The sequence below is a fragment of the Streptomyces mashuensis genome (genome assembly GCF_014654785.1).
Taxonomy (GTDB): domain Bacteria; phylum Actinomycetota; class Actinomycetes; order Streptomycetales; family Streptomycetaceae; genus Streptomyces; species Streptomyces mashuensis.
The window spans coordinates 56892-71278 of the sequence record NZ_BNBD01000014.1; the positions used below are offsets into that span (position 1 = coordinate 56892).

A 14387-nucleotide genomic window follows, 5' to 3' on the forward strand; every position below is an offset into this window, starting at 1 on the left:
CCGCGGGTTCGCGACGGCGCCGGCGGTGGGTCCATGACGGGACGTCACGTGCCGCCGGTACCGCGCGCCAGAACGCGCAGGCGCAGGCCCGACGGCCTCAGCACCAGGCCGGTCGCCGGGCGGACGTGCGTGCCCGGTACGGGTTCGAGGTGCCAGGAGCGGGTGATGTGGGCCAGGGCCAGGGTGGCGGTGACCGTGGCGAAGCGGGCGCCGATGCAGGTGCGGGGGCCGGTGGCGAAGGGGAGGAAGGCGTCCTTGCGCAGGGTGCGGTCGGGGTCGAAGGTGCCGGGTTGCGGGTGGAGGTCGGGGCGGTGGTGGAGCACGTACGGGCTGTAGACGACGGTCGTGCCGGCGGGCAGGGGGCAGCCGCCCAGGGCGGTGGGGGTGGTGACCGTACGGGTGAAGAGCCAGCCCGGCGGGTACAGGCGCAGGGCCTCGTCGAGCACCCGGCCGGTCAGGGCCAGCCCGGGGACGTGGCCGAGGTCCGGCGTGGCGCCGCCCAGGACCGTGGTGGCCTCCGCGGCGACGCGGTGCTGCACCGCGGGCCGGCGGGCCAGCAGGTGCAGGGCCCAGGCGAGGGCGACGGCGGTGGTGTCGGTGCCGGCGGCGATGATGGCCACGGCCTGGTCGACGGTCTCCTCGACGGTGAGGCCGCTCCGCGTGGTGTCCAGTGCCGACAGCAGGTCGCCGTGGTCGGTGCCGTGGGCGCGGCGTTCGGTGACGACGGCGTGGAGGGTCCGGCGCAGCCGCGCGCGGGCCCGATGGTAGCGGCGGTTGGCGGGGGTGGGGAGGGCGGCGAGGGGCGGCAGGACGGCGCGGCGGTAGGCGTGGGTGAGGACGGTGGTGACGTCCTCGACGACCCGGCCGCGGTCCTCGGGCGGCAGTGCGCCGGTGAAGAGGGCTTCCACGACGACGTCGTGGGCGATCCGGTGCGTCTGGGCGAGGACGTCGAGGACCTCCCCGTGCCGCCAGGCGGCGGTGACGGCGGCCGTGCCGGCGGCCATGACGCGGGCGTAGCCGGCCATGCGGGAGGGGTGGAAGGCGGGCTGGGTGAGGCGGCGCTGGCGCCGGTGCTCGCTGTGGGGGCAGGTGCCCAGGCCCCGGCCGATCGCCTCGGCCGCCCGGTCGACGATGGGCCCGCCCTTGTCGTACGTGCGGTCGTCGGCGAGCACCTGGCGGGTGAGGGCGGGGTCGCAGACGACCACGGCCCGGAACGGCCCGATGCGGACGGCGACCAGGTCGCCGTGGGCCGGCAGGGAGGCGAGGAAGCCCAGCGGGTCGCGCAGCAGCGCGGGTGCGTGGCCCACCAGGGGCCACGCACCGGGCGCGGCGGAGGGCGTCACCGGTCCCCCGTACCCGGCTCGAAGGCCAGGGCGTAGCGGGGCCGCAGAGCGGCGGTGGCGCCGTCCGTGGGAGCAGTGGGCCGGCCGCGGTAGCGGATGGTGCGCAGGCTCCATTCGTGGGTGGCGGCGAGGACGCGGCCGAGCGTGTCGAGGTAGCGCAGGCAGGCGTCGGGGCGGTCGTGCCCGGGGCGCCGGCACTGCGCGGCGGCCCGGTCGGCGGTGCGCAGATACTCGCGGACGGCGGCGGCGACCATGCGGTGGGCCTGGGCGATGGCCTGGTCGCGGCTGCGGCCGGTGTGGTGCTCGAGGACGAGGACGAGGTTGGCGAGGTCGCCGTGCGCGCACTCGTGCTCCAGCGAGTGCACGTCGTTGAACCAGCCGACGATGTCGGTGATCAGGCGGCGCAGGCGCTGGACGTGGGGGCTGTGGAAGAAGGCGGCGGGCACCTCCTCGCGGTGGACGCGTTCGGTGGGGTCGATGAACAGGTGCATGGCCACCGAGGCGCGGCGCAGCGCCAGGTAGCCGGCGAGGTCGGGCGGCTCGGTGCGGGTACGGGCGAGGGCCTCGCCGACGTGGGCGCGGAAGTAGTCGCGCCAGTTGGCGGAGACGCGCCGGACGAAGGCGGGTGACATGCCGTCGGTGAGGTGGGCCCACAGGCCGGCGGTGGCGTGGGTGAGGGGGGTGCTGCCGGCGGGTGCCGGGCCGGGCGGGCGGAGCGTGACGGCGGCCAGTGCGCGCTCGGCCTCCCGGGCCAGGGACACGTCCTGTCCGGCCGGGCCGTCGAAGAAGTCGTCGACGGCCCAGGTCCAGCACATGACCTCGGTCATGACGTCGAGGTCGTGGGCGGCGGCGCCGGGGCAGTAGGCGGTGGCCACCCAGCCGAGCTGCATGGCCTCGTAGTAGGCGGCGGCGCGCGGCGTGTCGTGGAGCAGCCCGAAGGAGCGGAGCCAGTCCAGGCCGTGGGCGGTGGTGCGCCGTACGGTGTCGCGGGGCGGCTCGGGGAGGGCGAGGGGGATGTGGAAGTCGACCAGAGGCATGGGGGCGGAACCTCCTTCGGTGGTGCGTGAGGACGGGCCGGCGTGGCGCGGGGGCGGTGCCTCACCGTCCGAAGCGGCGTTCTCGGCGGCGGTAGGCGGCGAGGGCGCGGGCGAAGTCCCGGGGGCCGAAGTCGGGCCAGGGCACGGGGGTGAAGTACAGCTCGGCCTCGGCCGCCTGCCACACCAGGAACCCGGAGAGGCGTTGTTCGCCGGAGGTGCGGATGAGCAGGTCGACGTCGGGCTGCCCGGCGGTGGAGAGGTACCCGGCCAGGAGTGCTTCGGTCACCTCTTCGCCGGTGCGCCCGGCCGCGCGGTCGCGGGCGAGGGCCCGGACGGCGCCGAGGATGTCCTCGCGGCCGTCGTAGGCCACCGCCGCGTTGAGGACGGGTCCCGGAGCCCCGGCGGTGGCCGCCTCGATCTCACGCAGGGCGTCGGCGCGGTCGGCGGGCAGCAGGCCGAGGTCGCCGATGAGCCGGACCGGCCAGCGGCCGGTGGCCGCCAGGTCGCGCAGACCGTTGACGATCACGGTGGTGAGCAGCCGTACGGTGGCCTCGGGCCGCCGCAGGTTGCTCGTGGAGAGGGCCCAGACGGTGACGTACTCGATGCCCGCGGCCTCGCTCCACCGCATGAGGTCCGCGACGCGCGCGGCACCGGCGCGGTAGGCGTGGTCCTCGGACACCTGGTGGGCGCGGGCCCAGCGGCGGTTGCCGTCAAGGATCACGCCGATGTGGCGCGGCACCGGCGGCGCTGCCCGGCGGACGGCCGGGTGGGTCCTCGCGGAGGGGGACCTTTTCGTGCTCATCGGTCCTGTCACCCCCACGCCACGACTGTCACCAGCGTGGAACGGGGCGGTCGTCCGCCGCCAGAGCGCACCGGACGGGCGCTCGATGCAGCGGCGGTCGGCAGGGTGCGGCCCGGCGGGGCCCGGCCACTGCCTGCGCCCTACATGCACGGTCACGCGCCGCAGGCGCCGTACGGCGGCTCGTCCACCGGCCGGCCGGTGCGGGGCCGGCGCCGGCGGAGCGGGGCGCCGCTTTGTCACCTTGGCGCACCCCTTCACCCCGTCGGGGGAAGGATTGTGGGGCCGAGCCGCGGGCACGGGTGAAGGGCGAGGCGGCGGACGACGCCGTCACGACGGCCCTCCCGGAGCACCGTATGAACGTCACTCCCCCGGTCGCGACCGCGCCAGGAGCCGCCCCGGCCCTGGGCCACGCCGTACCGCTGCTGCGTGATCCCCTGCGGTTCCTCAGCTCGTTGCCTGCCCACGGCGACCTGGTACGGATACGGGTGGGCCCCTTCGCGGCAGTCGTCGTCTGCGACCCCGACCTCACCCGTCGGGTACTGCTCGACGACCGCACCTTCGACAAGGGCGGCCCGGTGTACGACCGGGTCCGCGAGGTCGCCGGCGACGGGCTGGCCAGCTGTCCGCACAGCCGGCACCGGCGGCAGCGCCGCCTGCTCCAGCCCTCCTTCCACCCGGCCCGGATGCCCGGCTACGCCCGGGAGATGACCCGGCAGACCGAGGCGGTGACCGGCGGCTGGCGCGACGGCGGGATCGTGGACGTCCGGACCGCCATGGCCACCATCACGGCGCGGACGGTCGTCGCGACCATGTTCACCGGGCGCCTCTCCCCGGCGGCCCTGCACACCGTCCTCGAGGACTTCCACACCCTCATCCTGGCCATCTCGCGCCGCGCCGTGATGCCGCCGCCCGTCGACCGGCTGCCCACGCCCGGCAACCGTCGCTACCGGCGCGCTCTGGCCCGGCTGCGCGGCACCGTCCAGCTGCTGATCGCCGGCCACCGGGCGGACGGCACCGACCACGGCGACCTGCTGTCCACACTGGTCGCCGCGCGGGACGAGGACGCGGACGACCGCGCGCACCCCGGGCGGCTGTCGGACGACGAGATCGCCGACCAGCTCATCACCTTCTTCATGGCCGGCACCGACACCACGGCGAGCACCCTCGCCTGGGCCCTGCACCTGGTCAGCCGCCACCCGGAGACGCAGGAACGCCTGCAGGCCGAGGCCGACGCGGTCCTCGGCGGGCGCGCGGCCCGGCTGGACGACCTGCCCCGGCTGGACCTGACGGGCCGGGTGGTCCAGGAGACGCTGCGGCTCTACCCACCGGGATGGCTGCTGAGCCGTACGACCACCACCGACGCGCGGCTCGGTGGCCGGCTCCTGCCCGCCGGCACCACCGTCCTCTACAGTGCCTACCTCCTCCACCACCGCCCCGACCTCCACCCCGACCCGGAACGCTTCGACCCCGGCCGGTGGCCGTCCGCCGCGGAGCCGGGCCGCCCCACGCCGCACGAACGCCGGGGCGCCTTCGTGCCGTTCGGCGGGGGCGCCCGCAAGTGCATCGGCGAGGCCTTCGGGTTCACCGAGGCCGTGCTCACTCTCGCCTCCATCGCCGCGGCCTGGCGCGTCGAGCCGGTGCCGGGCCGGCCGGTGCGCCCCGTACCGGGCGTCACCCTGCGCCCCGGCCGGCTCCCACTGCGGACGGTCGGCCGCGGCCGCGGTGCGTGACGACCGTCCCGGCGGACCCACGCGCGAGATCGTTACTCCGCACACCGGCCCGGTTCACCATATTGAGGGGAAATCCGACCACCGCTCCGGCGCGGCCCCGTACGGCTTCTAGCCTCCTGCCGTCCCACCCGCACCGAAAGCCCGGCACCGCAAGCCCCGCACCGAAAGGCCGCGTCGCGCGATGGCGAACCCCTTCGAGCTGCCCCGCTTCTACACGCCCCACCCGGCCCGTCTCAACCCGCACACGGAGAGCGCGCGCCGGCACGCGAAGGCGTGGGCGCGCGGCATGGGGATGATCGAGGGCTCCGGTGTCTGGGACGAGGACGACTACGACACGCACGACTACGCCCTGCTGTGCGCCTACACCCACCCCGACGCCTCCGCCGCCGAACTGGGCCTGATCACCGACTGGTACGTGTGGGTCTTCTTCTTCGACGACGACTTCCTCGTCCGCTTCAAGCGCACCGGCGACATGGAGGGCGCCCGCGCCTACCTCGACCGGCTGCCCGCCTTCATGCCGCTCGCCGGGGAGCCCGCCGCGCCCGAACCCGCCAACCAGGTCGAGGCCGGGCTGAAGGACCTGTGGGAGCGGACCGTCCCCACCATGTCCGACGCCTGGCGGGAACGCTTCCGGGAGAGCACCTGGCACCTGCTCCAGGAGTCCCTCTGGGAGCTGTCCAACATCAACGACGGCCGGGTCGCCAACCCCGTCGAGTACATCGAGATGCGGCGCAAGGTCGGCGGGGCGCCCTGGTCGGCGAACCTGGTGGAACACGCGGCGGGCGCCGAGGTCCCCGCCGTCGTGGCCGCCGGCCGCCCGCTGCGGGTGCTGCGGGACACCTTCGCCGACAGTGTGCACCTGCGCAACGACCTCTTCTCGTACGAGCGGGAGACCCGGAAGGAGGGCGAGCTGGCCAACGCCGTCCTGGTGCTGGAGCACTTCCTGGGCTGCGACACCCAGCAGGCCGCGGACACCGTGGGCGACCTGCTCACCGCCCGGCTCCAGCAGTTCGAGCACACCGCCCTCACCGAGGTCCCGCAGCTGCTGCTGGAGCACGGGCTGGGCCCGGACGCGTACGCCGCGGTCTTCGCCTACGTCAAGGGGCTCCAGGACTGGCAGGCCGGCGGCCACGAGTGGCACCTGCGCTCCAGCCGCTACATGAAGCCCACCACCGCGGGGGCCTCGCCCGCGGCGAACGCCCTGCTGGGCGGCCCGCTGGGCCTGGGCACCTCCGCGGCCCGCGTGGTGCCGTCGATCGTCGCCGCGCTCCCCGCCCGGCTGCGCGCCCACACCTTCGTGCCCTTCCAGCAGGTGGCCGAGCTGCCACCGCCCGCCGTCCGGATGCCCTACTGGCTGCGGCTCAACCCCCACCTGGCCGCCACCCGCCGCAACACCGTCGCCTGGAGCCACCGGATGGGGTACCTCACCCCCGCGCCCGGCGACCCGCTGGCCGGCTTCTGGACGGAGGAGAAGCTCCGCGACTACGACTTCGGCCTGTGCGCCGCGGGCCTGCATCCCGACGGCACCGCCGAGGAGCTCGACCTCGCCACCGACTGGCTGACGTGGGGCACCTACGGCGACGACACGTACCCGGCGTTCTTCGGCCACTCCCCCGGCCTCGCCGACGCCAGGGCGTGCCACGAGCGACTGCTGGCGTGCATGCCCCTCCACGGCGGCGCGCCCGCCGTCACGCCCGCCAACCCGCTGGAGCGGGGCCTGGCCGACCTGTGGGCCCGTACGGCCGCCCCGATGGTGCCCGAGGCGCGGAACGGCCTGCGGCAGGCGGTCGTGGCGATGCTGGAGAGCTGGCTGTGGGAGCTGGCCAACCAGCAGCAGCACCGCATCCCCGAGCCCGTCGACTACATCGAGATGCGCCGCAGGACCTTCGGCTCCGACTTCACCATGACGCTGTGCCGGCTGCGGCACGGGCACACACTGCTGCCGGAGGTCCTCGGGTCGCGGCCGGTGAAGGCCATGGAAGCGGCCGCAAGCGACTGGGCGACGCTCCTCAACGACGTCTACTCCTACCGCAAGGAGATCGAGTTCGAGGGCGCGGTGCACAACGCGGTCCTGGTGGTGCAGAACTTCTTCTCCTGCGACCGCGAGCAGGCCCTCGGCATCGTCACGGACCTGATGGAGACGCGCATGCGGGAGTTCGAGCACGTCGTCTCCCGGCAGCTGCCCGCGCTCTGCGACGAGCTGGGGCTCGACGCAGAGGCGCGGGCGGCCCTCGACGGGTACGTCGTGGAGCTCCAGAACTGGATGGCGGGCATCCTCAACTGGCATGCGGGCTGCCACCGTTACGGCGGGGCGGACCTCGTGCGCCACCACGCCGTGCCGGCGGCGGTGCGCCCCTACGCGTGCGGGCCGTCCGTGCACTCGGGCACGTCCGGCAGCCTGTTGCCGGGGCAGGTGACGTAGATGTTGCTGACGTAGCCGCCGTAGGCCGGCAGGTAGGACCACCAGTCGTTGGTGTACGGCGGCACGGTGAGCTTCTCGCCGCGGTGCTGGCAGCCCACCCGGACGTCGACGCCGTCGGGCAGGGTGGTCAGCACGGCGGAGTCCGTGGTGGCCGCCGCCCGTACCTGGAGGGCCGGGCCCCAGGTGCCGAACCAGCTGCCGGAACTCCGGGTGGCGCCCGGCACGTTCAGCGACCGGGTCAGCCGGCTCAGGTCGGAGTAGGCCTTGCCGTAGGGGGTGCCGTCGGGGTGCAGCGTGAAGACGGCGACGATGCTGCGGTCACCGGCGCCCACCGTGCCGGTGGTGTGCAGGGCGCCCCGGCGCAGGTCCACGCCGGCCGTCCCGGCGCGGCGCACCGAGAGCCGGGAGTCGTCGGCACAGCCGTCCGAGGTGAAGCCGGACCAGCCCTGTTTGACGGCGCGGGGCCGGTCGAAGGCGGCGGCGATGCCGAAGGACTGGTCGAAGCCGTCGGTTCCGCAGGGGGTGGCGGCGCGCAGGTTGTCCATGACGAAGGCGTGGACGGCGGCGGGTGCGGCCTCCAGGACGTGCCGGTAGATCGTGACGGTGTCGGCGGCGGAGAGGGCGGTGTAGCCCCAGTAGCCGGGGTGGGCCGCGGGGGGTGGGGCGGTGTCGCCGAGCCCGAGACGGGTGATCATGCGGCGGACGATGGCGCTGCCGCCGTCGGTGGTCCAGTAGTGGCTGGCCGCGTCGTCGTCGCTGCTGCGCAGCATGATGCCGAGGCGTTCGCGGTCCTCGGGGGGCAGGGTGGCCACGGGCCGGTCCCAGAGGTGGTCCAGCGCTATGAGCAGTTTGACCACCGAGGCGGAGCGGAACGGCGTGTGGGCGTGGAGTTGTTCGGTGAAGGTCCCGGTCTGCCGGTCGTAGACGGCGATGCCGGCGGTGACGCCCGGCGGGACGGTGACGGCCCGGCCGCCGCCGGCGGCCCCGGCCGCCACGGGGTCCGGGACGCACAGGGTGATGGCTGCGAGCGTCGCCGCGACGGCGAGGTGGGTACGGATGCTGGACAACGGTCTCCCCTCGGGCCGGAGTGTCGTCTGGATGATGCGCTGCCGGGCTGCGGCGGGTCACGGCCATTTGACCAGCGTCGAAACCCCTCGTGGCGGGTCGCGTGGCACGATGGGGGCGAACGTGCCGTCGTGACACGGGTGTTCTTCGGAGGGGGAGTTTCGTGGACAGCCTCAGCAAGGGGATCGTCAAGGCCGAGGTGGCGCTGAAGTGGGACCCGAACCCGGCGGGGGCGCCGGACCACGACCTGGACGTCGTCGCGGGCACCTTCCGCGCCGACGACCCGTACGGCAGCCCGGTCTACCTGGTGTACTTCGGCAGCCGGTCGCCGGACGGCACGATCACGCTGGACCGGGACAGCCGCGACGGGCGGGGGCTGGGCTTCGACGAGGTGATGACGCTCGAACTCGACCGGCTGGCACCGGAGTACGGCCGCGTGGTGGTGGGCGTACTGGCCCAGCCGCAGGGCGGGCCGGTCACCTTGGGCGAGGTGGTGGGCAAGGGCGTCCGGGTGCGGACGGGGTACACGGTGCTGGCGACGGACGACCTGTCGGGCGTGGCGCCGGAGGCCACGGCGGCGACGGTGTGCGAGTTCACCCGGGACGCCGCGGGCGCGTGGACGTTCCGCATGATGGTGCGCGGGTTCGAGGCCGTCCCGGGGGAGTTCGGCCGGCTCATGGGAGGTGCCCGGCCCTGAGCGGGCCCGGCGGGAGGCTTCCGCGGAGGGGTTGCCGGGCCGGGTTGATCAAGGAAGGACCCCTTCCATATGATTGCCCAAGGTAACCATATACGTCGTCCGGAGGACTCCCGCATGGACACCGCCGCACCGTTCCGCCTGTACGTCGAGGACATCCTCGACCGCCTGGCCGAGGACCCCGGGCGGGAGGTGGTGGTCCACGGGGAACGCCGCGTCACGGCCGGGGAGTTCCGGTCGCTCGTGCACCGGGCGGCGCGGGCCCTGCGCGAACTGGGCCTGGGGCCCGGCCGGTCCGTCACCCTGCTCGCCGGCAACCTGCCGGAGACGCTGGCCGCCCGCTACGCCGCGCACCTCTCGGGCTGCACGGTCAACCACCTGTACCACAAGCTCTCGGCGGACGCGCAGGCCGCGATCGTCGCCGACGTGGAGACCAGGGCCCTCATAGCCGACCCCCGGTACGCCGGCCGGGCCGCCGAGCTGACGGACAACGTGCCCGTCGAGCACGTCCTCACCCTGGGCCCCGCCCCGCTGGGCACCGACCTGCTCGCCCTGGCCGCCGGGCAGGAGGACGGGCCCGTGGCCTCGCTGGCCCGCGCCGGCGACATCTGCGGCATCCGCCACACCGGCGGCACCACCGGTCACCCCAAGGGCATCTGCCACACCTTCCAGCAGCAGAGCGACCTCTTCGGGGCGCGGAAGCCCGACGCGGACGCGCACGAGTACCGCCAGCTGGCCTGCACCACCCTGGCCCACGTCGCCGGTCTCTTCGCCGACATCACGCTGCGCGGCGGCGGCACGGTGGTGCTCCAGGACGACTTCGAGGCCGGGGCCGTGCTGGAGGCGGTCGAGCGCGAGGGCATCACCCACATGTTCCTGCTGCCGCCCCTGCTGTACCAGCTGCTGGACCACCCGGCCTCCGCCACCACCGACCTGTCCAGCCTGCGCTCCCTCGTCTACGGCGGCTGCGCGGCCTCACCGGCCCGCCTGATCGACGCCACGCGGCGGCTCGGCCCGGTGCTCTCGCAGTTCTACGGGCAGAGCGAGGTCGGCGGCATCAGCATGCTGATGCCCGAGGACCACGACCCCGCCCGTCCCGAGCTGCTGCGCTCGGCGGGCCGTATCGTCGACGGCGTGGAGGTGGCCATCCGCGACGAGGAGGGCCGCGACCTGCCGCCCGGCGAGCGCGGCGAGATCTGCGTGCGCTCCCGCCAGGCCATGCAGGGCTACTGGAAGCAGCCCGAGCTCACCGCGAAGGTGCTGCGCGACGGCTGGATCCACACCGGTGACGTCGGCTACCTGGACGAGAACGGCTATCTGACGGTCGCCGACCGGCTCAAGGACATGATCATCGTGGTGGGCGGCCACGTGTACACGTCCGAGCTGGAGGACCTGCTCAACTCGCACCCGGACGTGCTGCAGAGCGCCGTCTTCGGCGTGCGCGACGCCGACCGCACGGAGCAGGTGCACGCCGTCGTGGTGCCCCGGCCGGGCGCCGGCGTGGACGAGGAGGCGCTGCGCACGCTGGTGCGCGAGGCGCGCGGCGCCATGTACGAGCCGGCGCGGATCTCCTTCGCCGGGTCGCTGCCGCTGACGGAGGCCGGGAAGCCGGACAAGAACGCGCTGCGGCGCGCCGCCGAGGAGACGGCGGGCGTGGCCGCGTAGTCAGTGGGCAGTCGAACGTGAAGGGGGGCGCCGCAGCCGCGGCGCCCCCCTTTCCTGTCCGGTCTCAGACCGCCGACGGTGTCCGCCGTGCGGCGTCCGTGCGGCGTGGGCCGCCCTCGGCGACGCGGCGGGGAGCCGCCCTGCGGAGGGCCGCGATGGCGACACCGGCGAGGACGACGACGCCGCCCACGCAGGCCATGGGCTTGGGCACGGAGCCCAGCAGCGCCGCATCGAGGCCCAGGGCCGCCACCGGCACCGCGTACAGCACCAGCGAACTGGTCGAGGCGGGCGCGGCGGTGAGTACGCGTGACCAGGTGACGAAGGCCAGGACGGTGCAGCCGAGGCCGAGCCAGAAGACGGCGGCGCTCTGCTGCCAGCCGGCGGCGGCGACCTGGCCCGCGGCGCGGGGCACGAAGGCCAGCAGCGGGACGAGGCCGAAGAGGCTGCCGTAGAAGATGCAGTCCATGCCCGAGTAGCGGCGCAGCAGTGGCTTCTGCAGGACGAAGGAGGTGGCCTGGGCGGCCGCCGCGAGGACGATCGTCGCCATGCCCTGGAGGGAGCCGCCGCCCTGGCCGCCGGCCAGGGCGACCAGGAGCGCGCCGCCGAGGGCGACGAGGAGCCCGGTGATGCCGCGGGGGCCTGGGCGTTCGCGCAGGAACACCATGCCGAGCAGGGTGGCGAAAACCGGGGAGGTGGACACCAGCATGGCGGCGGTGCCGCCCTCGACGTGGCGCTCGCCGGCGTACAGCAGGAGCTGGTAGGCCGTCATGCCGCTGACGCCGAAGGCCGCCATGCGGACGGCGTCGCCCCGGCGGAGCCGGCTGATGCGGCCCGTGAACAGGCAGGGCAGCAGCAGGAGGACGGCCGTGGCCAGCCGGAGGACGGCGATGGCGGTCGGCGGGTAGCCCTCCAGCGCGACGCTGATCGCGGGGAACGCGGAGCCCCACAGCACGGCCGTCGCGGCCATGTACTTCCAGGGGGTGGCCACTCGGCCGTCGCCCACCACGGGAACCGCCCCTCTCGGTAGGAGGCATCGGAAACGTCGAAACGTCGGAACGCAGCCGACGGTACCGAGCGGCGCTCTATAAGTCGAATAAAAGATTCCGAAGCCAGACCAAAGGTTTCCTTTGAGGCAGCCCCGGACGGCTCGTCCCACCGCGCCGCGGCGGCTCCCCTGCCGTACGGTGGAAGAGGCGATTCAGCGCAGTGGCGCACCCAAAGGCGAAGGAGCAGCGGGTGATGAGCGGCCCCGAGAGTGCGCACCACGTCAGCGTGCACCTGACCGGATGCGCTCACCAGGACGCGAGCGTGGTGTTCGGCGCCCTGGAGACCGCTTTCCCCGAGGGCGCGGGACCGGTGCGCAGCGAGACCCGGGCCGACGAGGCCGGCACGGGCAACATGATCTGGTGCGCGGTCGTCGACTCGCGCACCCGGACCCGGCGGCCGGCGGCCCCGAGTCCGCTGACCGGCACGGTCACGGTGGACCTGTTCGGCGCGGCCGACCCGGTGCGGCAGGTGCAGGAGGAGCTCGGCGAGGCGTTCGCGGTCGAGCCCCTCGGCACGGTGCCGGGCGAGCACGAGCTGGAGGTCCGTCTCCGGCTGACCGGCCGGGGCGCCTGACCCCCGTCAGGGGGTGACGACGCGTACGCGGCCCCCGATGCCGATCGTGCCGTCGTCCCGGAACCGCGTCAGGATGACCGAACCGGTGCCCTGGCGCACCACGAGCGACCGCCGCAGCCGTGCGGTCAGCACGAGCGCGGCCGCGCCGGTGGCCTCGTCCTCCACCACGCCGTCCCCGCGCCGCGGGAAGCCCCGGGCGCGTACGTGCCCGGACGCCTCGTCCTCCCACGCCCACGCGTAGAGCCACCCCTCCCCCGGCGGCGGCGCCGGCAGGGCGTCGACCTCCGCGACGGAGGCGTACTGCTCGGTGCGGCGGCCCGCCGCCCAGGCCGCGCGGCCGCGGATCCAGGTGATGTCGCCCTCCTGCCACGCGGGCACCTCACCGGCCGGCGGCCGGAGCACCGTCGTGTCGTGGCCGCACAGCCGTAGCCAGGCGGCGACGCCGACCAGCGGATGCCCCGCGAAGGGCAGGGACGTGCCGGGGGTACGGATGTCGACGCGGCCGGCCGCCGCGTCGTCCAGGAACACGGTCTCGCTGTAGCCCCAGCGTGCCGCCAGCGCCTGGCGCGCCTCGGGGGCGGGGACGGCCGGGCCGTCCGGTACGACGCCCAGAGCGTTGCCGCCCCCGCCGTCCGGGCCCGTGAACACGCGCAGCACCACATGATCGGTCATGGGCCGATGGTGTCAGAGGGCCTGCTACTCCAGACGGCGAGGTCGGGGCGGACCGGGGTGTCATGTGGGGCGGCTGAGCGGGAAGAGGCACAAGGTGCCTGTTATCACCGACCCTTTGGCGACCCTGGTCCGGGTGCACCGCGAGCCCGCCGTCGTCCAGGCGGTGCGCTCCACGCTGGCCGCGGTGATCTCGTACGTGGTGGCCCTCCACCTGAGCAACGAACCGGCCCCGCTCACCGCCCCGCTGACCGCGCTGCTCGTCGTGCAGGTGACCCTCTACTCCACGCTGACCACCGGCATCCGGCGGGTGAACTCCGTGGTCGTCGGCGTGCTCATCGCGATCGGTTTCAGCGTGCTGGTGGGGCTCACCTGGTGGAGCCTGGGCCTGATCATCCTGGCCTCGCTCGTCATCGGCCGGTTCGTGCGGGCGGGTGAATTCGTCCCCGAGGTGGCGATCAGCGCGATGCTGGTGCTGGGCGTCACCCGGGTGGCGGAGACCGCCTGGGACCGGGTGCTGGAGACGCTCATCGGCGCCGTGGTGGGGCTGTTGTTCGACGTGCTGTTCGTGCCTCCGGTGTGGGTGCAGCCCGCCGGGGAGGCGATCCAGCAGATGGCCCGCCACATGGGCCGGCTGCTGCGGGAGATCGGCGACGAGGTCAGGGGGCACACCCCGGTGGCCGAGGCCGCCGCCCGGCTGCACGCGGCGCGCCGGCTCGACCACGAGATCGTCCAGGTGGACGCGGAGCTGCGGCAGGCGGAGGACAGCCTGCGGCTCAACCCCCGGGTGCGGGAGGGACTGCTGTTCCGCGTCGTGCTGCGCACGGGCCTGGACGCGCTGGAAATCTCGGCCGTCGTGGTGCGGGTGATCTGCCGCAGCCTCACCGACCTGGCCAAGGAACGCACCGAGGAGACACTCTTCCCGGAGGACGTGGCGGAAGCCCTCCAGGAGGTGTTCCAGCACCTGGCGCGAGCCATCGAGAGCTTTGCCGCGCTGATCACCACGCAGGTCAGCGCCAACGCCGAGGAGGCCGAGGCCCGGCTGTTCGAGGAGCTGGCCGCCGGCCGCGCCAGCCGCGACCGGGCCGCCGAGCTCCTGCTGGAAGGGGTGCGGACGCACCCTCGGCAGTGGCAGCTGCACGGCGCCCTGCTCGCCGAGGTGGACCGGATCCTGGACGAGCTGGACGTGGAGAAGCGGACCGAGCGGCTGGCCGAGGAGCTGGACCGCCACTCACGCGAACAGCGCGAACGCCACCCCCTGTGGCACCGCGTCAGCCGACGGCTGCGCGGCAGCGGCTACGGCTGGCGGCGCGTCGACCCGGACTGAGCCCCGGGCCGGC

Annotated in this window: 12 protein-coding genes; 6 read left to right on the top strand and 6 right to left on the bottom strand. The window is 74.4% G+C overall.

The genetic code is table 11. The annotated features are described in order from the left end of the window. Positions 1-44: 44 nt before the first annotated feature. The 3 genes from IE305_RS26405 to uppS all read right to left on the bottom strand — a co-directional run bounded on the left by IE305_RS26405 (position 45) and on the right by uppS (position 3182). Positions 45-1343, bottom strand: coding sequence for a cytochrome P450 (locus IE305_RS26405; RefSeq protein ID WP_229891556.1), 1299 nt, complete (start codon positions 1341-1343; stop codon positions 45-47). Further along, positions 1340-2380, bottom strand: a complete 1041-nt coding sequence (locus IE305_RS26410; protein WP_190132271.1) for a terpene synthase family protein — start codon at positions 2378-2380, stop codon at positions 1340-1342. Before IE305_RS26410 ends, IE305_RS26405 begins: the two co-directional genes overlap by 4 nt. Positions 2381-2441: 61 nt before the next feature. Continuing rightward, positions 2442-3182 (bottom strand): polyprenyl diphosphate synthase, encoded by a 741-nt coding sequence (gene uppS / locus IE305_RS26415; RefSeq protein ID WP_190132272.1) that lies wholly within the window; start codon positions 3180-3182, stop codon positions 2442-2444. 353 nt (positions 3183-3535) lie between these two features. Here uppS and IE305_RS26420 point away from each other — a divergent pair, with 353 nt between their 5' ends. After that, entirely contained in the window at positions 3536-4912 is a 1377-nt protein-coding gene (locus tag IE305_RS26420; protein ID WP_190132273.1) for a cytochrome P450, read from the top strand. 181 nt (positions 4913-5093) lie between these two features. Continuing rightward, positions 5094-7334 (top strand): terpene synthase family protein, encoded by a 2241-nt coding sequence (locus IE305_RS26425; RefSeq protein WP_190132274.1) that lies wholly within the window; start codon positions 5094-5096, stop codon positions 7332-7334. On the opposite strand, the gene IE305_RS26430 is transcribed toward IE305_RS26425, so the two are convergent. Then, positions 7268-8401 carry an SH3 domain-containing protein gene (locus IE305_RS26430; protein WP_373311750.1) on the bottom strand — a complete coding sequence of 378 codons (1134 nt, stop codon included), beginning with the start codon at positions 8399-8401 and terminating at the stop codon, positions 7268-7270. The genes IE305_RS26425 and IE305_RS26430 overlap by 67 nt on opposite strands. Before the next feature lie 161 nt (positions 8402-8562). Between IE305_RS26430 and IE305_RS26435 the strand changes: the two genes are divergently transcribed. Both IE305_RS26435 and IE305_RS26440 read left to right on the top strand, forming a co-directional pair. After that, positions 8563-9096 (top strand): TerD family protein, encoded by a 534-nt coding sequence (locus IE305_RS26435; protein WP_190132275.1) that lies wholly within the window; start codon positions 8563-8565, stop codon positions 9094-9096. 114 nt (positions 9097-9210) lie between these two features. Further along, positions 9211-10758, top strand: a complete 1548-nt coding sequence (locus tag IE305_RS26440) for an AMP-binding protein (RefSeq protein ID WP_190132276.1) — start codon at positions 9211-9213, stop codon at positions 10756-10758. A gap of 64 nt (positions 10759-10822) precedes the next feature. Here IE305_RS26440 and IE305_RS26445 read toward each other — a convergent pair whose 3' ends face one another. Further along, the gene (locus IE305_RS26445) at positions 10823-11761 is read right to left on the bottom strand and encodes a DMT family transporter (protein WP_229891558.1); all 939 of its coding nucleotides are present in this window, start codon (positions 11759-11761) and stop codon (positions 10823-10825) included. Between the two features lie 236 nt (positions 11762-11997). On the opposite strand from IE305_RS26445, the gene IE305_RS26450 reads away from it, so the two are divergent. Continuing rightward, entirely contained in the window at positions 11998-12378 is a 381-nt protein-coding gene (locus IE305_RS26450; RefSeq protein WP_190132277.1) for a hypothetical protein, read from the top strand. A 6-nt stretch (positions 12379-12384) separates the two neighbouring features. Here the strand turns inward: IE305_RS26450 and IE305_RS26455 are convergent, their stop codons facing one another. Then, on the bottom strand, positions 12385-13050 hold the full coding sequence (locus IE305_RS26455; RefSeq protein ID WP_190132278.1) for a PhzF family phenazine biosynthesis protein: 666 nt from the start codon (positions 13048-13050) through the stop codon (positions 12385-12387). Between the two features lie 94 nt (positions 13051-13144). Here IE305_RS26455 and IE305_RS26460 point away from each other — a divergent pair, with 94 nt between their 5' ends. After that, entirely contained in the window at positions 13145-14374 is a 1230-nt protein-coding gene (locus IE305_RS26460) for an FUSC family protein (RefSeq protein ID WP_190132279.1), read from the top strand. Positions 14375-14387 lie beyond the last annotated feature (13 nt).